Annotated in this window: 18 protein-coding genes and 1 pseudogene; 5 read left to right on the top strand and 14 right to left on the bottom strand. The window is 71.3% G+C overall.

The window, feature by feature from the left end; all coding sequences use genetic code 11:
• Positions 1–55: 55 nt before the first annotated feature.
• From ACFY12_RS28860 to ACFY12_RS28820, 9 genes are all read right to left on the bottom strand, one after another.
• Positions 56–835: an HAD-IIA family hydrolase gene (locus ACFY12_RS28860; protein ID WP_390718841.1), complete on the bottom strand. Its 780-nt coding sequence runs from the start codon at positions 833–835 to the stop codon at positions 56–58.
• Between the two features lie 260 nt (positions 836–1,095).
• On the bottom strand, positions 1,096–2,196 hold the full coding sequence (locus ACFY12_RS28855) for a 2-aminoethylphosphonate ABC transporter substrate-binding protein (protein ID WP_390718840.1): 1,101 nt from the start codon (positions 2,194–2,196) through the stop codon (positions 1,096–1,098).
• Between the two features lie 170 nt (positions 2,197–2,366).
• Complete coding sequence (locus ACFY12_RS28850; RefSeq protein WP_390718839.1) at positions 2,367–3,164, bottom strand: ABC transporter permease; 798 nt, start codon at positions 3,162–3,164, stop codon at positions 2,367–2,369.
• Complete coding sequence (locus ACFY12_RS28845; RefSeq protein ID WP_390718838.1) at positions 3,151–4,164, bottom strand: 2-aminoethylphosphonate ABC transporter permease subunit; 1,014 nt, start codon at positions 4,162–4,164, stop codon at positions 3,151–3,153. Before ACFY12_RS28845 ends, ACFY12_RS28850 begins: the two co-directional genes overlap by 14 nt.
• Positions 4,157–5,332, bottom strand: coding sequence for an ABC transporter ATP-binding protein (locus tag ACFY12_RS28840; protein ID WP_390718837.1), 1,176 nt, complete (start codon positions 5,330–5,332; stop codon positions 4,157–4,159). Before ACFY12_RS28840 ends, ACFY12_RS28845 begins: the two co-directional genes overlap by 8 nt.
• Before the next feature lie 130 nt (positions 5,333–5,462).
• Positions 5,463–6,143, bottom strand: a complete 681-nt coding sequence (locus ACFY12_RS28835) for a phosphonatase-like hydrolase (RefSeq protein ID WP_390718940.1) — start codon at positions 6,141–6,143, stop codon at positions 5,463–5,465.
• 185 nt (positions 6,144–6,328) lie between these two features.
• Positions 6,329–7,450, bottom strand: coding sequence for a TIGR03364 family FAD-dependent oxidoreductase (locus tag ACFY12_RS28830; protein ID WP_390718836.1), 1,122 nt, complete (start codon positions 7,448–7,450; stop codon positions 6,329–6,331).
• 178 nt (positions 7,451–7,628) lie between these two features.
• Positions 7,629–8,411 (bottom strand): GntR family transcriptional regulator, encoded by a 783-nt coding sequence (locus ACFY12_RS28825; RefSeq protein ID WP_390718835.1) that lies wholly within the window; start codon positions 8,409–8,411, stop codon positions 7,629–7,631.
• Between the two features lie 91 nt (positions 8,412–8,502).
• A complete protein-coding gene (locus ACFY12_RS28820; protein ID WP_390718834.1) occupies positions 8,503–9,780 on the bottom strand; it encodes an ROK family transcriptional regulator in 1,278 nt (425 codons plus the stop codon).
• 121 nt (positions 9,781–9,901) lie between these two features.
• Between ACFY12_RS28820 and ACFY12_RS28815 the strand changes: the two genes are divergently transcribed.
• Both ACFY12_RS28815 and ACFY12_RS28810 read left to right on the top strand, forming a co-directional pair.
• Positions 9,902–11,068, top strand: a complete 1,167-nt coding sequence (locus ACFY12_RS28815) for a Gfo/Idh/MocA family oxidoreductase (RefSeq protein ID WP_390718833.1) — start codon at positions 9,902–9,904, stop codon at positions 11,066–11,068.
• Positions 11,069–11,269: 201 nt separating this feature from the next.
• Positions 11,270–12,472: pseudogene (locus ACFY12_RS28810) on the top strand (RNA-guided endonuclease InsQ/TnpB family protein); the annotation flags it as partial.
• 124 nt (positions 12,473–12,596) lie between these two features.
• Here ACFY12_RS28810 and ACFY12_RS28805 read toward each other — a convergent pair.
• On the bottom strand, positions 12,597–13,388 hold the full coding sequence (locus tag ACFY12_RS28805) for a YidC/Oxa1 family membrane protein insertase (protein WP_390718832.1): 792 nt from the start codon (positions 13,386–13,388) through the stop codon (positions 12,597–12,599).
• A 237-nt stretch (positions 13,389–13,625) separates the two neighbouring features.
• Entirely contained in the window at positions 13,626–13,931 is a 306-nt protein-coding gene (locus ACFY12_RS28800; RefSeq protein ID WP_390718831.1) for a DUF6412 domain-containing protein, read from the bottom strand.
• 359 nt (positions 13,932–14,290) lie between these two features.
• Here ACFY12_RS28800 and ACFY12_RS28795 point away from each other — a divergent pair, with 359 nt between their 5' ends.
• The 3 genes from ACFY12_RS28795 to ACFY12_RS28785 all read left to right on the top strand — a co-directional run bounded on the left by ACFY12_RS28795 (position 14,291) and on the right by ACFY12_RS28785 (position 17,670).
• Complete coding sequence (locus ACFY12_RS28795) at positions 14,291–14,953, top strand: DUF4142 domain-containing protein (protein ID WP_390718830.1); 663 nt, start codon at positions 14,291–14,293, stop codon at positions 14,951–14,953.
• Positions 14,954–15,133: 180 nt separating this feature from the next.
• Entirely contained in the window at positions 15,134–16,561 is a 1,428-nt protein-coding gene (locus tag ACFY12_RS28790) for a DUF1996 domain-containing protein (RefSeq protein ID WP_390718829.1), read from the top strand.
• Between the two features lie 257 nt (positions 16,562–16,818).
• On the top strand, positions 16,819–17,670 hold the full coding sequence (locus ACFY12_RS28785) for an LLM class flavin-dependent oxidoreductase (protein WP_390718828.1): 852 nt from the start codon (positions 16,819–16,821) through the stop codon (positions 17,668–17,670).
• A gap of 79 nt (positions 17,671–17,749) precedes the next feature.
• Here the strand turns inward: ACFY12_RS28785 and ACFY12_RS28780 are convergent, their stop codons facing one another.
• The 3 genes from ACFY12_RS28780 to ACFY12_RS28770 are packed head-to-tail and all read right to left on the bottom strand — an operon-like array spanning position 17,750 to position 19,497.
• On the bottom strand, positions 17,750–18,391 hold the full coding sequence (locus ACFY12_RS28780) for a hypothetical protein (protein WP_390718827.1): 642 nt from the start codon (positions 18,389–18,391) through the stop codon (positions 17,750–17,752).
• Between the two features lie 15 nt (positions 18,392–18,406).
• Positions 18,407–18,700, bottom strand: a complete 294-nt coding sequence (locus ACFY12_RS28775) for a hypothetical protein (RefSeq protein ID WP_390718826.1) — start codon at positions 18,698–18,700, stop codon at positions 18,407–18,409.
• A complete protein-coding gene (locus tag ACFY12_RS28770; RefSeq protein WP_390718825.1) occupies positions 18,697–19,497 on the bottom strand; it encodes a PucR family transcriptional regulator in 801 nt (266 codons plus the stop codon). Before ACFY12_RS28770 ends, ACFY12_RS28775 begins: the two co-directional genes overlap by 4 nt.
• Between the last annotated feature and the right edge of the window lie 315 nt (positions 19,498–19,812).

Raw genomic sequence — 19,812 nt, 5'->3', positions numbered from 1 at the left:
GTGCAACCCGGCCGACAGGCTGGTCACACGGGGTGGGTCACACCAGCCGGGTGGGTCACACCAGGTCGACCAGATCCGCGATCGAGTCCACGACCCGGGACGGCCGGAACGGATGCCGTTCGACCTCCTCGGGCCGGGTCAGCCCGGTGAGTACCAGGAACGTCGTCATGCCCGCTTCCAGACCGGCCAGCACATCGGTGTCCATCCGGTCGCCGATCATCGCGGAGGTCTCGGAGTGGGCGCCGATGGCGTTCAGCGCGTGCCGCATCATCAGCGGATTGGGCTTGCCCACGAAGTACGGCTCGACGCCGGTCGCCTTGGTGATCAGCGCGGCCACCGCGCCGGTCGCGGGCAGCGGCCCCTGGGGCGAGGGTCCCGTCTCGTCGGGGTTCGTCGCGATGAACCGCGCCCCGTCGTTGATCAGGCGGATCGCCTTGGTCAGCGCCTCGAAGGAGTAGGTCCGGGTTTCCCCGAGGACGACATAGTCGGGGGCGTGGTCGGTCAGCACGTAACCGATGTCGTGCAGGGCGGTGGTCAGCCCCGCCTCCCCGATGACGTGCGCGGTGCCGCCGGGCCGCTGCTCGTCCAGGAACTGCGCGGTGGCGAGCGCGGACGTCCAGATGGACTCCGCGGGCACGTCCAGTCCGATCCAGCTCAGTCGGGCATGCAGGTCACGCGGGGTGTAGATGGAGTTGTTGGTGAGTACAAGGAAAGGCTTGCCCGACTCGCGCAGCCGCTTGAGGAAGGCGTCCGCCCCGGGGACCGGCACCCCCTCGTGCATCAGGACGCCGTCCATATCGCTGAGCCATGACTCGATCGGCTTGCGCTCTGCCACTGCCGAACTCCTGCCGTGCGTGGTGACCAGGGGCGCCGACCGCCACCCGCACGCCCCGGGACCGCCCCACTGCCCCGCGCGTCGCACGAACGGCCGACCCTCCCCACCCTAAGTCAGCCGCCCGAGTCCGCCTTGTCGATCACCCCCGGGCCACGCCTCAGCCACTCCCCGGCCTGGTGACCGACCTGATGACCGGGCTGATGACCGGCCTGGTCACTGGCCTGGTCACTGGCCTGATGACCGGCCTGGTCACTGGCGGCTCAGCTGCCGGTGGCCGTCTTCCAGGCGTCGACGTAGGAGTCGAGGTTCTTGTCGATGGCGCGCCAGTCGGGATGGAAGATCTCGACGTCCTTCATGATCGCGGCGAGGGCGGTGGCGTGGGGGTCGGTGGGCTTGATGTCCTTACGGGAGGGGAAGCCGCCACCGATGGCGGAGACCTGGCGCTGGACCTCGGGGGTCAGCAGGTAGTCGAGGAACTTCTCGGCGTTGGCCCGGTGCGGGGCATTGTCGACCAGGCCGGCGGCGTAGGGCAGAGCGAAGGTGGTGGGCCTGGTCCCGGGCTTGGCGGCGGGAAAGAAGATGCCCTGGTGCGGCATCGACTTCATGTTGGCGTAGTTCATCTGGACATCGCCGTTGGCGACCAGAAGTTCGCCCTTGTCGGTCTTGGGAGCGAGCTGGCCGGTGGAGGAGGACGGGCCGACGTTGTTGGCCTGGAGCCTGCCGAGGAACTCCATCGCCGGCTCCTGGCCGCCGAAGTCGTGCAGGGCCTTGATGAGGACGGCGGTGCCGTCGCCGGCGACTCCGGGCGTGGAGTACTGGAGGCGGTTGCGGAACGTGGGGCTGAGGAGGTCCTGCCAGGTGGCAGGGGGCCGCGGCAGCTGTTTCTTGTTGTAGATGAAGCAGAAGTAGTTGTTGATGATCGAGGTCCACCGGCCGGCCGGGTCCTTGTCCGCGGCGGCGACCTGGTCGGCGCCCTTGGGCCGGTAGCTGTCCAACAGGCCTTTGCCGTCGGCCTGCTGGATGAACGGCGGGAGGGTGACGATCACATCCGCCTTGGGGTTGCTGCGTTCCCGGGCCAGTCGCTGGACGGCCGCACCGGAGCCGGTCTCGACGTAGTTGACCTTGATGCCGGTCTTCTTCCGGAAGTCCTCGAAAACCTTGTCGTAGAAACCGTCGCCCTTCTCGCTCTTGAGGCCGTCGGCGCTGTAGACGGTGATCTCCTTGGCGGCGGGGTCGGCGGTGGAGGCGCCGCCGCAGGCGGTGAGCGCGGTGGCGAGGAGGATGCCGCAGCAGGCGGCGGTGAGCGGTTTACGGACGGCGGTGGGCGGTTTGCGGTCGACGGCCGAGCGAAGGGGGTGCATGGCGTGGGAACTCCTGGGCTGGGCTGGGGCGTTGGGACATCACGAGGCTGAAGGGTGAGGAGAAGGCTGAGGGGAAGGCCGAGGAGAGGGTTGAGGAAAGGGCTGAGGAGAGGGCTGAAGACGTGGCGGGGCCCGCCCCATGGGCGGACGTCGGACTTCCGGCTCAGGCCTTAGCGGTAGGTGGACTTGTTACGCAGGTGGGAGACGGCGAAGAGGACGAGGAGGGTGGTGGCCATCAGGACCACTGCCAGTGCGGCGCCCGCGAAGAGCGAACCGCGGTCGGTGGCGGCGAAGATCTGAACGGGCAGGGGCACCCAGTCAGGGGGATAGATCATCATCGTGGCGCTCAACTCGCCCATGGAGAGGGCGAAGCAGAGCGCGGCGGCCGCGGTGAGGGAGGGGAGCAGCAGGGGGATTTTGACCCGCCACAGCACGTAGGCGGGTCGGGCACCGAGGGCGGCCGCGCTCTGTTCGTACGCCGGGTCGAGGCGGGCCAGCGCCGCCGTCACGGACTGGTAGGCGAAGGCGGTGACCAGCACCGTGTGGGCGATGAGCACGATCAGGGGCGTGCCGTTGAGGAGGAAGGGCGGCTGGGAGAAGGCGACGAGGAGGGAGAGGCCGACGGCGACAGAAGGGACGGCGACGGGGAGGAGGAAGAGGCCGTCGAGGAGACGGCGGGTGCGGCGGTTCAGTCGTTCGGCGGCCAGGGCCGCCCAGGTGCCGAGCGTGAGCGCGGCGAGGCCGGCGGCCAGTGCGGTCAGCAGGCTGGTGAGCAGGGCGCTCAGGGAATCGCCCTGTGCGATGTCCTGGTAGTGGGTCAGGGTCGGGCCGGCAGGCAGCGCGCCACTCCAGCTGGTCGCGAAGGACGCGACGACGATCACGAGGAGAGGGAGGGCGAAAACGGGGAGGAAGAGGAGGCAGAAGAGGGCGTGAACGGCCCGGCGGGCGGGCCTGCTATGCACCAGCATGAGGGGACGCACCTCCTGGGCACGGTCCGGAGCCGACGCCCATACGGGACACCTCCGAACGGGACACCCCCGAACGGGACATGCCCGTGCGGGACATGCCTGTACGGGACATGCCTGTGCGGGAGATCAGGGTCCGGTAGAGGACGTAGAGCGCGACGGACAGCACGATATTGACGACGGCGACGACGCAGGCGCCGGTGTAGTCGCCGTCGAGGATGGCCTTGGTGTAGACGAGCGTCGGGAGGGTGACGACGCCCTTGGCCCCGGTGAAGAGCACGATGCCGAACTCGTTGAGGCAGAGGACGAGGACGAGGGAGCCGCCGGCCGCGAGGGCGGGCAGGGCCTCCGGCAGGATCACCGTCCGTACGATCCGCCCGGGCCGGGCGCCCAGGGCGGCGGCGGCTTCCAGTTGGCCCGTCTCCACCTGGGAGAACGCGGCGAGCAGTGGGCGCATCACGAACGGGGTGAAGTAGGTGACCTCGGCCAGCAGGACGCCCCAGGGGGTGTGCAGGAAGTCGAGCGGCCCGTGCGGGGCACCGGTGAGGTCCGTCCACAGGCCGTTTGCCACGCCGACGGTGCCGTAGAGGAAGAGCAGCGCGAGGGTGATCAGAAAGGAGGGGAAGGCGAGGAAGACATCGATGAAGCGGCTGAGCGCCTTGCCGCCGGGGAACGGGACGAACGCGATCACGAGGGAGAGCGTCAGGCCCAGGAGCAGCGCGCCGGCGGTGGCGCCGACGGCGATCAGCACAGTGGTGGTGAGGGCCTCGTGGAACGACGCCTCGGCGAAGACCTGCACGTAAGGGGCGAGGGAGGCACCGCCGTCCTCGGGGCTGACGGTCTGCCGGACCACCAGGGCCAGGGGGTAGAGAAGGACCAGGGCGAGGGCGGCGAGGGGCGGGAGGACCCAGAGGGCCGCCCCGGCCGTTGCCCCTCGGGCCGGTCGCAGGGCCGCCCCGGCCGTTGCCCCTCGGGCCGGTCGCTTCGTACCGGCGCTAGCCATGGCGCATACCGTCCTCGGTGAGCCCGGCCGGGACCAGCACCGCGTCCTCCGGTGCGAAGTGCAGCGCGACCTCATCGCCGAGCGCCGGAGGCTCGCGGAGCTCGCGTACGTCGGCCATGACGCGGTGGCCGGCGACAGACACGTACAGCCGGTGGGTCGAGCCGCGCCACTGCACGTCGGTGAGCCTGCCGTACAGGGTGTTCCCGGACGCCCCGGCGGGGCCGGGAACCGCGCTGCCGGGATCCGGGCCGACGGGATCCGGGCCGACGGGACCGAGGCCGATGAGGTGCGGGCGTACGCAGAGCGTGGCGCCGGCGCCTGCGGCCGCCCCCTCCCCCACGGACACCCGCAACCGCCGCCCCGCGAACTCCGCCTCCACGCCGCCGCCTTCGGCTCGCCCGCACACCGTCACCGGCAGCAGGTTCGCCGTTCCCACGAAGGAAGCGGTGAATGCGGTGCGCGGACGCCGGTACAGCTCCTGCGGGGTTCCGCAATCACGCAGCCGGGCCTTGTCCAGCACCGCGACCCGGTCGGCCAGGGTCAGCGCCTCGACCTGGTCATGGGTGACGTAGAGGAGGGACATGCCGGGCAACTCGCGATGCAGCCGGGCGAGTTCGGTGAGCATGCCGGAGCGCAACCGCGCATCGAGGGCGGAGAGCGGTTCGTCCAGCAGCAGTACGCCGGGGCGGAGGGCGAGCGCCCGGGCGAGAGCGACCCGCTGTTGCTGACCGCCGGACAGTTCCCGGGGGTACCGGTCGGCATAGGCGGCCATCCCGGTCATCTCCAGCGTCTCGGCGATCCGGCCGGCGATCTCGGCGCGCGGCGTCTTGCGGGCCTTGAGGCCGAAGGCGACGTTCTCGGCGACCTTCATATGCGGGAAGAGCGCGTACTGCTGGACGACCATGCCGATCCCCCGCTGGTAGGGCGGCAGCCCGGTGACATCCCGGCCGCCGATCAGCACCCGCCCGGAGACCGGCTGGACGAAACCGGCGACCACCCGTAGCGCGGTGGTCTTGCCGGAGCCGGACGGGCCGAGCAGGGCCATCACCTCCCCCGGTTCGACGGTGAGGTCGAAGGAGTCCAGGACGGTGTGCTCGCGATGCCTGCCGTAGGCGACGGAGACGTCGTCGAAACGGATGCCAGTGTCCGACTGCCCAGCGGTCGCCACACCGGACGTGGTGTCCGGCTGCCCAGCGGTCGCCGCACCGGACGTGGTGTCCGGCGGAGACGCGGCCTTCGGCAGAGATGCGGCCTTCGCCCCGGCGGCGGAAGGCGTTGACCTGGAGGCCGTCGTCACCTCAGACCACCCCCAGCAGGGCGGGCAGTTCTGCCACCGACCCGAGGACATGCGTGGCACCCGCCCCGGTCAGCTGCCCCTCGTCGTGCGCCCCGGTCAGCACCCCGGCCACGATCCCGGCGCCCGCACGCCGTCCGGACAGCATGTCGTAGGAGGTGTCACCGGCCACCGCGATCTGCCGTACGTCGTCGGCGGCGCCGGTGCGCAGCAAGGCGGCCAGCACCATGTCGGGGTACGGGCGGCCGCGCCCCGCGTCGGCCGGACAGAGCGTCAGGTCGACGAGGTGCCGCCAGCCGAGGGCGTCGAGGATGGCGTCCTGGGTGACGCGGGCGAAGCCCGTGGTGAGTACGACGGTGCGGCCGGCGGCCCGGAGTGCCTCAACGGCCCCTCGGGCGCCGGGGACCGGTGTGATCCGTCCGCCGTCGACCAGTTCGCCGTACGCCTCCTCGAACGCGGCATTGGCGCGCCGGGCCGGCGCTTCGTCCCCGAAGAGGTGGCGGAAGACGGAGATCTTGGACTCGCCCATGGTGGCCCGTACGTAGGCGAGCTGCTCGGCGTGGTCGGGGCTGCCGGGTTCCACGCCCATCCGGCGGGCGGCGGCGTCGAAGGCCTGCTCGACGAGGCCGCCGTCGGCGACGGTGGTGCCGGCCATGTCGAGGACGACCAGGCGGGTGTCCGTCAGCGGGCTCGGGCCCGTCGGCTGCTTCGGGTTCGTCGCCTCGTTCGCGTTCGTCGCCTCGTTCGCGTTCGTCGCCTCGTTCGCGTTCGTCGCCTCGTTCGCGTTCGTCGCCTCGTTCGGGTTTGTCGCCTCGTTCGCGTTCGTCGGCTCGTTCGGGTTCGTCGGCTCGTTCGCGTTCCTCAACTCGCTCACCATCCCAGTGCGTTCGCGGTGTTCTCGGCGATCGCCGGGGCGCAGGTCATACCGCGCCCGCCGGGCCCGGTGACCAGCCAGACGCCGTCCCGCGCCTGCTGGCGGTGGACGACACGGGACGTATCGGTGCACTGGGCGTAGACACCGGCCCAGCGGCGGCGGATCCGGGGCAGCGGGCGGCCCAGCAGGGACTCGACGACGCGGGTCAGATGCTCGTACGGCTCCTCGACGGTGTCGAAGGCGAACGGGGTCTCGTACTCGTGGGTGTCACCGATGGTCAGACCGCCGTCGGCGCGCTGCACCATCAGCAGCTGCATCCGGTGCTCGGCGGCGGTCGGCGCCTGGGCCTGGCCGGCGTTGAGCGCATCCAGGGCGGCGCTCCGGTACGCCGGGTAGTAGCGGAAGCTGTCGGCGTCGGCGACGGACGTGGTCAGCGGCTCGCCGAGCGGATCGGTCTGCATCATCTGGAGCCGTACGCGGCGCACCGGCAGATCGGGGATCAGCTCGCGGACCAGCCCGCCGAGCCAGGCGCCGGTGCACAGTACGACCGTGTCCCCGTGGTGGACCTCACCGTGGTCGTCGCGTACGGCGCGCTTGCCGAGCACCTCACGGACCTCCCGGCCACCGAGATAGGTGTAGCGCCCCGACCTCAACAGCTCCTCCCGCAGGGCGCGTTGGGCCACCCGCGGCTCCACGGCGGCGTCCCGCTCGCACCACAGCGCGCCGGTGAACTCGCCGCGCAGGGCGGGGTTGCGGTCCCGGGCCTGGTCGGCGTCGAGCAGCTGGTAGCCCCGGGCGGCGGCGTCGGGGCGGCGGGTGGCGGCCTCGGCGACCGCGCGTTCGGTGTCATTGGTGACGACCGTCAGCGAGCCGATGACCCGGAAGCCGAGCGCGGGGACGCGCGCGCCGATCCCCTCCCACAGCTCCCGGGCGCGCAGCGCGGTGGCCAACTCCTCACCGCCCGCCCGACCGCTGACCCAGATCTGCCCGAAGTTGCGGACCGAGGCACCGCGGGCCTCGGCCTCCCGCTCGATGTGCAGGACCTCGTGGCCCCGCTCGACTGCATGCCAGGCGTGCATGGTTCCCAGCACGCCGGCTCCCACGACTATGACTCGCATGCCCCAGACAGTCGTGCCGACGGGTGACCCGCGAGGGGTGGTTCGGCGACGCGACGGTGAACAGAGGCGCAAACCTGGCCTAGACCCGTTACCCTTTCGTGATTTCTGGTGGGCCTGGTGGGTGCGGTGCAGTGCGGTCCAGTTGTCACTTACCGGGGCGCGGCGCCCATGGACCGCCTCAGCCCCGCGCGGGCTTCCTCAAGTGGGTCCCCAAGTGGGTGGCGAACGAGAACCGGTCGCCCCGGTAGAGCGAACGCACCCGTTCCAGCGGGCTGCCCTCCGTATCCCGGGACAGCCGGTGGATCAGCAGCATCGGCAACGCACCCGGCGTGCCGATCAGCAGCGCTTCACGCGGGGTGGCCAGGACGGTCTCCAGCCGCTCGTCCGCGTCCCCGAAGCCGATACCGAGCCGCTCGCGGAGGTACGCGTAGAAGGACGAGTCCGGCTCGAAGTCGGTGGCCAGGTCCGGGACCCGGTCCACCGCGATGTAGGTGCTCTCCAGCCCCACCCGTTCGTCGTCGGCGAGCAGTACGCGTTCCAGGTGCCATACGGAGTCGCCGACGGCCAGTCCGAGGTCGCCGGCGAGCGCCGGCGGGCAGGCGAAGCGGTCCAGGCCGACCAGGTGACGCCCGGGCCGAAGACCCTGGCCGCGGACGCCTTCGGTGTAGCTCGCGAGGGACAGCGGCTGCTCCAGCTTGGGGCCCGCGACCACCGTGCCGCGCCCGAGCCGCCGCAGCCGGCCCTCCAGGATCAGCTCGCGCAGCGCCTGCCGCAGCGTCTCACGGGACACCTCGAACCGCACCGCCAGCTCACGTTCGGTGGGGAGCGCTCCTCCCTCGCCCAACTCCTCCAGCAGCGCGGCGATTTCCACTTTTGCCGCGTAGTACTTGGGAACGCGCCCGTGCTCGGGAACGCCGAACCGGATGGGTGCGCCAGGATCCTGGCCGTACGGGAACTCCACACGGCGATCCTCGCACTATGTGGCGCGATCCTTGCACCATGGCCATGCGGCGCAATTCCTCGCACCGTGGCCATGCGGCGCGATCCTCGTACTATGCGGCGCGGTGGGCGTCCACCGGGCGCGCCGGCCCGAAGAGCGGCGCGAGCACCAGCTCCGCTGCCCCGTCGGCGACCGCCTGGGCACCGCCCGGGGCGAGCGCCACCGGCACCGCGCCGGGGGCGCCGGGCCGCCCGCTGCCGCGGGTACCCGCCCGGGCGGCCAGGGCCCGTGCCACTCCGCTCAGGAACGGCTCGGGGTTCGCCAGTACGGTGCGCCCGCCGAGCAGGACCCGGTCGATGTCCAGCAGTTCGACGAGGTTGGCCGCGCCCACGCCCAGCGCCCGGGCGGCGCCCGGCAGATCGCCCCGGGCCACCGCCGCCAGGCACAGCGCCTCGATGCAGCCGTACTGTCCGCAGCCGCAGCGCGGGCCGTCCAACTGGACTATCTGGTGGCCGAATTCCCCGGCGCCGGTGCGCGGCCCGCGATAGAGACCGCCGTCCAGGACGAGCCCGGCGCCGAGGCCGGTGCCCAGATGGAGGTAACCGAAGGAGCCGGCACCGGACGGCCCGCCCCGGGCCAGGCCGAGGGCCGCCGCGTTGGTGTCCTTGTCGAGGAGGACGGGCAGGCCGAGCCGTTCGGCGAGAGCGTCCCGCAGGGGAAAACCGTCCCACTGGGGTGCGCCGGTGACGCGGTGCAGCACTCCGGCGGCGTGGTCCAGCGGGCCCGGGCAGGCCACCCCGACTCCCAGGACCGGCGGCCGGCCGGACTCCTGGCCCGACACTCGGCCGGACTCCTGGCCCGGCGGCCCGCCCGATTCCCGGAGCAGCGCCGCGACCTCCCGCTCGGCCGCCGTGAGCACCGGCTCGGCGCCCGCCTCGAAGGCGAGCGGGGCTCGCCGTACGGCGACCGCCCGGCCCGTGAGATCGACGAGCACGGCGATGAGCTCATCGCGGTCCAGATGCAGCCCGACGGCGTGCCGGGAGCCGGGGACCAGCCGCAGGACCGTGGCCGGTTTACCGCCCGTGGACGCGCGGCGGCCCGCCTCGGCGACCAGGCCCTCGGCCCGCAGCCGAGCGGTGATCTTGCTGACCGCCTGCGGCGTGAGCCCCGTGTGCGCGGCCAGCTCCAGCCTGCTGACCCCGCTCTCACCGGCGGCACGCAGCAGCCCGAGCACCACGGCGGCGTTGTGCCCGCGGAGGGCCGGGAGGTTGGCACCCGGACTGCCGACGGCCGCACGGCCACTACTGACGGCCGCACTGCCACTGCCGGCGGCAACATGGCCACTGCCGGCGGCATCACGGCCGTCGAAGGTCTGATCGCTGCTGGTCAACCACCGATTGGTCACCCACCCATTGTCGGTGGAGGCTTGCACTTAAGCAACAGTGTTGCTTAAGTGGAACGGACGGGACGGACGAGTGAAGTGAAGAGAATGGCGGGAGTGGTGGAACGGCATGAGTGAGACGAGCGAGACGAGCGAGACGAGTGACGCGAGCGAGAAGCACGAACCGCGCGAACCGCTCCGCGTCGGCCTCCTCGGCTACGGCCTGGCGGGCTCGGTCTTCCACGCCCCGCTGATCGCGGCCACCGACGGCCTGGTCCTCGACACCGTCTCCACCGCCAACCCGGAGCGGCAGGCCCAGGCCCGCGCCGAACACCCCCGGGTGCGTACGGTCGCCACCCCCGACGAGGTGCTCGACCGCGCCGCCGATCTGGATCTGATCGTGGTGGCCACGCCGAACAAGACCCATGTACCGCTCGCCACCGCAGCGCTGGAGGCCGGCTTGCCCGTGGTCGTCGACAAGCCGCTGGCCGCGACCGCCGCCGAGGCCGACAAGCTCGCCACGCTCGCCGAGGAGCGCGGACTGCTGCTCTCCGTGTTCCAGAACCGCCGCTGGGACAACGACTTCCGTACGGTGCGCAAGCTGGTCGAGGAAGGCACCCTGGGCGAGGTCTGGCGCTTCGAGTCCCGCTTCGAGCGCTGGCGGCCGCAGCCCAAGGGCGGCTGGCGGGAGTCGGGCGACCCGGCGGAGCTCGGCGGGCTGCTCTACGACCTCGGCAGCCACCTTGTCGACCAGGCGCTGACCCTCTTCGGCCCGGTTGTCTCCGTCTACGCCGAGTCCGACATCCGCCGCCCCGGCGCCGAGGCCGACGACGACACCTTCCTCGCCCTCACCCATGCGAACGGGGTCCGCTCCCATCTGTGGATGAGCGCCACCGCCGCCCTTCTGGGCCCCCGCTTCCGAGTGCTGGGCAACCAGGCGGGCTATACCAAGCACGGCCTGGACCCGCAGGAAGCCGCCCTCCGCGAGGGCCGGCGCCCCGGCGCCGAGAGCGCCGAGGGCAGGGAGAGCGGGGAGAGCGGGGAGAGCGGGAAGTGGGGCGTGGAGCCGAAGACCCGCTGGGGCCGGCTCGGCGCCGGAGCGTCCCCGCGCATGGGCGGCGGCGAGCCCGTACCGACCTTGCCGGGCGACTACCCCGCGTACTACGCCGCGATCGCCCGTGCCCTGCGCGAGGGCGGCGCCCCACCGGTCACCGCCGGCGAGGCCGCGGCCGCGCTGCGCGTCCTGGAGGCCGCGAAGCGGTCAGCGGCCGAAGGCCGGACCGTCGCGCTCGGCTGACGTGCCCGTCGCGTTCAGCTGACGTGCCGAGGCCGACCGCACACGAACGGAGTGGCGGAAGGAGTGACGGAAGGAGTGACGCGGCCGGGAGGTCAGCCAGCTCGACGACAGACGGGCCGGCGTAGACCAAAACCGCTGGTGAGGGACACCATAAAGAGCGGTAGGGCTCAACTGTCAGTCCTCCCGGGTAGGTTCGGGTGCATGACGACAGAAGCGACCACGGAGGCGGCCGGGCACGCCCGGTACACCTACCGTGTGCGCCTGTCGTCCACGGCGCGGCGGTCGCTCGAGGCTGAGTGGGACCGGGCGCGGTGGGTCTGGAATGAGTGCGTCGCCAAGTCCAAGGCCGTCCACCAGCACAACCGGGCGACCGGGGAGAAGGCGACGTGCGGGCCGGTGCAGCTCGCGGCGATGCTGACCGAGGCCCGCGCCCGGACACCGTGGTTGCGGGAGGGCGCCTGCGTTCCTCAGCAGCAGTTGATACGCGACTTCGGCAAGTCCCGCGCCAAGGCGCTCAAGGACATCAAGGCACGGTTGCCGATGCGGCAGCGTGCCGGGATGCCGAAGTACAAGAAGAAGCGCGAGGCGCTGCCCACCCTCGAATACACCAAGCGCGGCTTTCGTCTTAAGGACGGCCGGCTGCACTTGGCGGGCGGGATCGTGGTGCGGCCGGTGTGGTCGCGGCAACTGCCCAAGCCGCCGTCCAGCGTCCGCGTGTACCGCGATGCGGTGGGGCACTGGTGGGCGTCGTTCGTCGTGGCCACCGTAGCCGAGGAACTTCCCGCCACCGGCCGCGTGATCGGCATCGACTGGGGCGTCAAGGAGACCGCGACCACCACATCCGACGAACACGACCTTCCCCACCCGCAGCACGGGAAGAACGCAGCGCAAAAGCTCGCCCGCTATCAGCGGATGATGGCCCGCAGGAAGCCGGAGAAGGGACAGGCCGCCTCGGGTGGCTACCGCGAAGCGAAGCGGCAGACGGCGAAGCTGCACCTGAAGATCGCCAACCAGCGGCAGGACACCGGACGCAAGTGGGCAAAGTCCGTGGTCCGTGACCACGACGCTTTGGCGGTGGAGGACTTCCGACCGAAGTTCCTCGCCAAGACCACGATGGCCCGCAAGGCCGCAGACGCCGCCATCGGCGCCACCAAAGCGGCCCTGATCGAGATGGGCCGCAAGCACGGCCGGGCCGTGCACCTGGTACACCCCGCGCACACCACGATGGACTGCGCCAAGTGCGGAGCGAGAACCAAGCACGCACTACCTCTTTCCGAACGAACGTATACCTGCACCGCGTGCGGAGCCGTATCCCCCAGGGACAAGAACTCCGCCCGCGTGATGCTGGTCCGGGCTGGTCTCAACCCGGCTAGTGCTGATCGTGTAAGACCTGCACCCCCGCCGGGGGTCAGGCAACGTGAGCTAGGAATCCCCCTCGTTCACGAGGGGGAGGAGTCAAGAAGACGATCGGTTCCTCCGGGGGTCCCGGCACCCGTCTCCCGACGAAGGGAGCGGACACATGGATGGCCTACGGACGCGCCGCCGCGCGCGCCAAGGGCCGGTTCCGCCTCCAGCGGCGCTTCCCCCGGTCCCGGTCCAGGTCCCGGTCCCGGTTCAGCAGCGCCCGTTCGCACGCCGTCCAGGTCGTCGTCGTCACCGTGTACAGCCCGGCCGCCAGCGGCACCACGGCCACCGTGATCAGCATCCCGAAGGACAGCAGCGGCAGCACCTTGGGCAGGGACGCCATCCCCGGCAGCGCCGCCCCGTTTGCGCCGCCCGCGGCCGGCGCCGGGGCCTTGGCCAGCGCAGCCCGACCCCGCCGGTAGTTCCAGGTGGCGACCGCCGCCATCAGCACGAACAACACGAGGTAGACCCGGCCCTGCGGCCCGAAGACCCCGCCGTCGGCGAGCGCCTCGCCCCAGTGCCCGCCGAGTGACGCACCGAGCAGCGTGTGGTCGAGCAGCCCGCCGCCCCCGCCGGAGAACAGGTGGTACATCAGGAAGAAAACGGGCAGTTGGAGCAGTGTCGGCAGGCAGCCGGCCAGCGGCGAGGCGCCGGACTTGGCGTACAGGTCGGCCATCGCCTTCTTGAGCCGCTCGGGATCGCCCTTGTGTCTGCGCTGGAGTTCAGCGATCCGCGGGGCGAGTGCGGCACGGGCCTTCTCGCCGCGGACCGCGGCGCGGGCGAGCGGGTGCAGCGCGCCGCGTACGGCAAGGGTGAACAGCACAATGGCGGCGGCCATGGACACGGTGCCGAAGAGCGGTGTGATCGCCTCGGCGCCCTGCGCCAACGCCTCACCAAGGAAGCCGAAAACGGACATATTGAGCCCTCCACGGGTCTCGTCGTACCGGAATGTGGATTCGGCGTGACGAGCCGCGCGGACGCGGAAGCGCTGCGCTGCGATGCGATGCGCTACGGAAGCACCACCAGGCAAGCACTGCGGGAGTACCGCGCGAGCACTGCGCAAGTGATACGCAAATGCTGCGGGAGTACCGGGCGCAGGCGCGCGGAGGTGGGAGCGGGAAGGCCGGGAGCGGGAGGAGGAGCGCCCGGGCGTCTACGCGGCCGTCAGGAGGGCACGGCCCGGTGCCCGGGGGCGCGGCCGGCCGTCCGCGTCCGGGTCGCGTTGCGGCAGGAAGGCGGTACGTTGCTCGCGGTCGCGAAGCGCCGTACGGATCCGACCCGGTGGAACGGACCGCGCGCAGGCGACGATCAGGAAGGCACTGCACAGCAGCAGCACCGCGGCGGTCATCGCGGCGGTGGCCAGCGCCGTCGCCAGCCCGGTCTGGGTGAGCAGGAGTCCGACGACGAGGAAGAGCAGAGCGCAGGTGTACATCCGCGATGCCTCTACGGCGCGGTACATCCGGCGTCCTCCTCGCGTTGGTTTCGTGCCCGGACTTGTCGTCTGCCCGATTGCCCGGTCTTGTCGTCTCGCCCGGTCCTGTCGTCGTCCGCTCAAGAGTAACCACAGGACGGGGCGTACGGCGGACCGGGGGCCGGGGGCCACGTTCCGGAGACCGGGTTCCGAAGACCGGGTTCCGGAGACCTGGAGCAGACGGGACTTCCGGCACACGCCCTAGCAGTGCCGTGGCGGGCCGGGCCGTTATTTGTCCAGGGGTGAGGAGCCGCGTCCGAAGGACCGGTACAGGCCTTAGCGTCCGGTGGCGTACGGACGGAACAGGACGAAGACGAACGGGATGAACGGGACGAACGGGAGGCCCAGTGCGGTCGATCCTCAGCACATCCGCCTTCAGCAACTCGGCGACATCCGGGCGGACCCTCGCCACCGGACTGGTGGTAGCCGCGCTGGTGGCCACCCTCGCGGCACTGCTGCTGCCCGTCCAGCTCTTCGGTGAGACCGCGTCCGCGGCCGGCAACACCGTCGCGTACGACGATGACGGCGGCGGCACGGTCACCACCCGCTACGGTCCGCTGACCGCGATGGACCGGGACTTCGTACGCAAGGTCAGGCTGGCCGGGCTGTGGGAGCTGCCCGCGGGGCGGCAGGCCCAGGCGCGCGGGCGCACCGCGGCGGTACGTACGGCCGGCGACCACCTCGTGGCCGGCCACACCGAGCTGGACCGGAGGTCGGTGGAGGCCGGGCGGACGCTGGGCATCGCGCTGGCCAACCAGCCCACCCCAGAGCAGCAGGGCTGGCTGGGGCAGCTGCACTCCGCCTCGGACGCCGAATACCCCCGTCTCTTCGCCGAGTTGCTGCGCAGGTCGCACGGCAAGGTCTTCGGGCTGGTCGCGATGGTCCGCGACCAGACCCGTAACGCCATGGTGCGCGCCCTGGCGGACCGCGCCAACACGGTCGTGCTGGACCACATCACCGTCCTGGAGAAGACCGGACAGGTCGACTTCGACGCCCTCCACAGCAGCTGACCCGCCCGCACCGCACCACACCACACCCGTCACTCCAGCCCTTCCTGCCCCTCCCTGCACCTCTGCCCCCTGCCCCTCTGCACCCCTGCACATCGGACGAATCGAAGTGATCCCATGAGGCAACGACAAGGACACGGGCCAGGCCAGCCCGTCCACAAACGCTCCCGCCTGACGAACAGAATGGTGGTGGCAGCGGCCGCGCTCCTGCTGGGCGGCGGCGGGCTGGCAGCGGTCGCCACCACGGCCCTGGCCGGCGGCTCGGCCCCCGAGGCAGCCGAGGGTCATCAGCGGCACCGCACCGTCATGGCCACCACGCTCTCGTGCCCCGATGTCGGCGAACGGCTCCGCCAGGTACCGCGCAGCGCCCAACTCCAGGTCTCCCAGGGCCTGGCCACCCTCGACCGCCAAGTCCACGACGCCTACCACGAGATGATGGGCGGCACCGACAGCGGTGCCCTTCTCCCCCGGCTCCAGCAGCAACGGGACCGCACTATCGGCACGATCATCAGCGCCATCGCCAAGGACGCTGAACGGCCCGGCTATCTGAGCACAATGAGCGGCTGCACCACCAAGCCCGTCAACGAGGGCGCAGGTGCCGACGGCTTCGACGCCACCAAGTCCACCAGGGACGGCTGGTACCAGGGCCAGAACCAGAATCGGGACCAGGATCGGGACCAGAACCAGGGCCAGGGCCAGGGCCAGGGCCAGGGCCAGGGCCTGCCCGGCGGCCCCTCCCCCGCCGACTTCGTCGACATCACCACCGTCCAACCGAACGCGGACGCACCGCCGTTCGCCGCCCCCCGGGGACGTAACGCCACGACCGGCACCTTCACCACCGAGTGCGGCCGCAACGAACAAGGCCACTTCAACTCCGACAACGTCATCGTCACCCCGGGCGTCAGAAACGGCGCCCACCACACCCACGACTACGTCGGCAACACCTCCACCGACGGCTTCTCCTCCGACCGGTCCCTCGCCGCCTCCGGCACCACCTGCGGCAACGGCGATCAGTCCACCTACTACTGGCCGGTGCTGCGCCGGCTCGACCAGAACGCGGAGCGGAAGCCGGGCGCCGCGCTGGACGGCAACATCGGCTCGGTTCTGACACCGGCCACCGTCACCCTCACCTACCGCGGCAGCCAGGCCGGCGCCGTCCAGGCGATGCCGCGCTTCCTCCGCGTCATCACCGGCGACGCGAAGGCCTTCACCAACGGCACCCAGAACGCCAACGCCTCCTGGAGCTGCACCGGCTTCGAGGACCGCCAGCTGAAGGACAGGTACCCGCTCTGCCCGAACGGGTCCCAGGTGGTCCGCACCTTCGCATTCCAGAACTGCTGGGACGGCCGCGACACCGACAGCGCGAACCACCGCACCCATGTGGCCTTCTCCGACCGGAACGGCAACTGCCGCAACAATTTCCGGCGCATCCCCCAGCTCGTCGAGCGGGTCACCTACGACGTCCCCCCGGGAACCGGTTTCGCCGTCGACAGCTTCCCGGAACAGCTGCGCAAACCGGTCACCGACCACGGCGACTTCATCAATGTGATGCCGGACGCTCTGATGAACAAAGCGGTCAACTGCATCAACACCGGCCGCCGTTGCCGATAGCTGCCCGGACGACAGCGGTCCGGACGACAGCGGTCCGACGGACGGCGGCGCCGCAGCCCACCCCGCGCACCGGCGCCGCCGTCCGTCCTCCCTCCCGAAAAGGAGTTGCCGGGTTCGGGCGGGCGCGTTACGGTCACGGCACTCTGACGAACACGCTCTCTGGATCCACGCCGCAGAACGGAGCGAGCCCGCGTGAACCACGCGGAGCCATGGAGGGGCGGCACCCTTTTCGGCATGCCCTCCGGAGGATTCCTCTCTTGAAGATCGGTCTTGGCCTTCCCATCGACGACCCCGCCCTGCTGCTGAGCTGGGCCCGGCGCGCCGACGCGGGCCCGTTCAGCACGCTCGGTCTGCTCGACCGGCTCGTCTTCGACAATCCCGAACCCCTGGTCACCCTCGCGGCCCTCGCCGGTGCCACCTCCCGGATCCGCCTCCAGACCGAGGTGCTCATCGCGCCCGTGTACAGCACCGCCATCCTCGCCAAGCAGACGGCGACCCTCGACCGTATGTCGGGCGGCCGTTTCACCCTCGGCATCGGCGTCGGCGGCCGCGAGGACGACTTCCTGGCCGCGGGCATCGACCTCCACCGCCGTGGCCACCGCCTCGACGAGCAGATGACGCTGCTGCGCCGGACCTGGTCCGGTGAGCCGTACGGCGAAGGCGTCGGACCCATCGGTCCCGGTCCCGCGACGCCCGGCGGGCCGGAGGTGCTCTTCGGCGGCTTCGCCCCGGCGGCGCTCGAGCGGGTCGGCCGGTTCGGCGACGGTTTCCTGGGTGCCGCGCTGCCGCCGCAGCCCATGTCCGGCCTGTTCCGCGACGTCGAGGCGGCCTGGGAGAAGTACGGCCGCCCCGGCCGCCCCCGCCTGGTCGCCCAGGTGAACGTCGCCCTCGGGCCGGAGAGCACCGTGCGACGGGCCAGGCACAACCTCAGCGAGTACTACGCGTTCACCGGTCGCGCGGAGCAGGTGGCGAACGGTCTGCTCACCACGCCGCAGGAGATCCGCGAGGCGGCCGAGGCCTTCACCGGCATCGGCGCCGACGAGGTCATGCTCTACTGCTGGTCCTCGGACACCGACCAGCTCGACCTGCTCGCCGACGCGCTGTTCTGAGCCCCCGAGCGGACAGGGCCCCGGAAGGCGATCCGGAAGGACGAATTCCAGGGGCCCTGTAAGGGGGAGGAGTTACGGGCTATTCCGCTGCGATCGGCTTGAAGGCGGTGAACTCGCGGGAACCGGCGCGGTCGGAATCGACGGCCTGGAGCCACTGCTTGCCCCGGCCCGCGGGGTTGGCCAGGTAGTCGTCGCCCGTCGCCGTCTTGAGGAGGTAACCGGCATACGTCGGGAAGAGCTGCCAGTGGGTGTTGCAGCCGCCTTCTCTGTCCAGCCTGATGCCACTGCTGCCGGCGCACCAGACGTTGTAGCCGGACCAGTTGGACCTGGTCGACTTGATGACGTAGCCGTCGTCCCGCTTCTCGAAGACCACGGCGGTGCCGCTCGAGTGCGCCGAGTCCGTCAGCAGGGCGTAGTCCCAGTCGGCGTACGGCTCGAAGGTGACACCCCGGTCCTCCTTGCTGGAGGCCAGCAGGTAATAGGGCTTACCGGGTGTGATGGGCTCGGCCCGCGTTCCGGTGGACTGTCTGCTTGCGGACTGCGCACCTGCGGGCTGCGTGCCCGCGGACTGTGTGCCCGCAGGCTGCGTACCTGCGGGCTGTGCGGGCTGTGCGGTCGCCGGCGGGGCGAGGAGGGCGGCCAGGGCGAGGCCGGTGGCGGCGGCGAGCGTGGCCTTGTGGGCCGGGCGGCGACGCGGCAGCGACAACGACGCGTTCTTCATGGGCTTCCTTCCCGATCAGGGATTTCGGCGACTGCGGTCCGGCCGGCCGGGCGTACCGGTGGCGGCGCAGATCTTCGCGGGGACCAGGCTGGCCGTTCCAGGGTGACCGTTGCCAGGAAGTTTTTGGCCGTACGTCATGGTGTCGCCGCGGTGGGTGAAGTGCCGCAGGTCGGCGGCCCCGGCCCGGAGGTTCTTCCGGGCCAGGACCAGGGCCAGGGCCAGGGCCAGGGACGGGACCAGGGCCAGAGTCGGGACCAGCGTCGGGACCAGGGCCCGGGGCCGCGCGGAGACGAATCCGCCCTCGGTCACAGCCCGTTGACACGGGCCTCGCGGGCCACGCCCAGTGGCCGGATCGACGAGGCCGCCGCACGGGCCCGGCGGCCCGCGCGGGCACGGTAGGTGCGGACATGGGCCATCAGGCGGCGGCCGCGGAGGGCCATCTCCAGTTCGAAGCGGGCGCGGGGGTCGCGCAGGACCGGGCCGAAGAGTTTTTCTATCTGCCGGAGGCGGTAGCGGACCGTCTGGGGGTGTACGTGCAGGAGCTTGGCCGCCTCGGGGGCGCCGCCGCCCTCCAGCCAGGCCAGCAGGGTCACTTCGAGGCGTTCGCTCTGGCGGGGGGTCAGCTCCTCCAGGGGGCCGAGCCAGCGGGAGGTCAGCGCGTCGGCGAGGGACTCGTCCTGGAGGAGCAGGAGGGCCGAGAGGTGATCGTCGACGAAGGCGGGGCGTGCGTCGGGTCCCACCCGGGCGGGGGCGAGGGTGAGCAGGTAGCGGGCCCAGCGGAGGGATGACGCGGTGTCGGTCGATGGGACGACGTGGCCGACGGCCGACGGGCGGCCCTTGAGGGCCGCTTCCAGGCGGGGGCGGGTCTGGGTGGCCGGGTCGGGCACGAAGAGGCAGGTGTAGCCGTCGACGGTGCCGATGAGGGCATGGCCCAGGGCGGCGGCGAGTTGGGGCACCTCGGCGGAGGTGGCGAGGACGACGGCCTGGAGGGCTTCGGGGACCGGCCAGCCGGCCGCGCGGGCCAGCTCGCCGAGGCCTTCGCCGGGCACCTCACGCTGTCCGGCGAGCACCTCGAAGAGGTCCTGGCGGGCGCGTGCGACGGGCATCGGCGTGACGACGGACGATGCCTCCGACACCCCCGGACGCTCCGGACCCTCCGGACGTTTACTTTCTGACTCTTTTTGGTAACCCAGAACTGTCAGCAGAGCCTGTTCCAGGGCCCATTGCGCCTCTTCTACGGGGGTATCACCGAGAAGCGCCGCCAATGCGGGAAATCCCCGCTGCAACTCCGCGACCAATTGCGTGGCGAGGTCCGGGAGTTCTTTTCTCACCACCCGGCTCCACTCGCCTCGGGGACGCGACCAGATGCGGTTCAGCAGATCACACATCGCTACCTCGATCCTGGCGGGGATGCGGCTTGG

It is taken from the genome of Streptomyces sp. NPDC001339 (genome assembly GCF_042895955.1).
Lineage (GTDB): Bacteria > Actinomycetota > Actinomycetes > Streptomycetales > Streptomycetaceae > Streptomyces.
Note: the sequence above shows the minus strand (reverse complement) of the source record. Positions and strands in the feature narration are given on the sequence as shown.

Coding starts and splice junctions, on each gene's coding strand:
- ACFY12_RS28770 (WP_390718825.1), bottom strand. CDS start 19,497: ATGCCCGTCGCACGCGCCCGCCAGGACCTCTTCGAGGTGCTCGCCGGA.
- ACFY12_RS28805 (WP_390718832.1), bottom strand. CDS start 13,388: ATGTCCGTTTTCGGCTTCCTTGGTGAGGCGTTGGCGCAGGGCGCCGAG.
- ACFY12_RS28815 (WP_390718833.1), top strand. CDS start 9,902: ATGAGTGAGACGAGCGAGACGAGCGAGACGAGTGACGCGAGCGAGAAG.
- ACFY12_RS28845 (WP_390718838.1), bottom strand. CDS start 4,164: ATGGCTAGCGCCGGTACGAAGCGACCGGCCCGAGGGGCAACGGCCGGG.
- ACFY12_RS28850 (WP_390718839.1), bottom strand. CDS start 3,164: ATGCTGGTGCATAGCAGGCCCGCCCGCCGGGCCGTTCACGCCCTCTTC.
- ACFY12_RS28780 (WP_390718827.1), bottom strand. CDS start 18,391: ATGAAGAACGCGTCGTTGTCGCTGCCGCGTCGCCGCCCGGCCCACAAG.
- ACFY12_RS28830 (WP_390718836.1), bottom strand. CDS start 7,450: ATGCGAGTCATAGTCGTGGGAGCCGGCGTGCTGGGAACCATGCACGCC.
- ACFY12_RS28800 (WP_390718831.1), bottom strand. CDS start 13,931: ATGTACCGCGCCGTAGAGGCATCGCGGATGTACACCTGCGCTCTGCTC.
- ACFY12_RS28855 (WP_390718840.1), bottom strand. CDS start 2,196: ATGCACCCCCTTCGCTCGGCCGTCGACCGCAAACCGCCCACCGCCGTC.
- ACFY12_RS28790 (WP_390718829.1), top strand. CDS start 15,134: ATGGTGGTGGCAGCGGCCGCGCTCCTGCTGGGCGGCGGCGGGCTGGCA.